This window comes from Bradyrhizobium sp. Crot121, assembly GCF_059512385.1.
Map to the genome: position 1 here is coordinate 1 of NZ_JCAMOR010000564.1, position 264 is coordinate 264.

General features: G+C 63.3%; 1 pseudogene. It reads right to left on the reverse strand.

The features are described 5' to 3' along the window. Positions 1-251: pseudogene (locus AC5ZGW_RS47920) on the reverse strand (FAD-binding oxidoreductase); the annotation flags it as partial. Between the last annotated feature and the right edge of the window lie 13 nt (positions 252-264).

Here is a 264-nt window from a genome sequence, read left to right on the forward strand (position 1 = left end):
GGATAGGATTTGCCGTAGGTATGCGCGACCCGGTCGTAGCGTTCGCTCGTACAGAAAGCGGCGAGTGAGGTCGGCAGCGCAACGCGCGGCGCCCGCAGGTCCAGGTCCTCAAGACGCGGCACGACTTTTGTCTCAAACGCATCGCGCGCGAATTTCGCCTGGTAGCGGCCGAGCACGAAAGCCTGCTCCTCAGCAGTCATGCCTTCGTCTTCGCGGCCCCAGCCGTAATGCTTTAGCCTTGCGCCGCTCATGGCATCCTCCCTG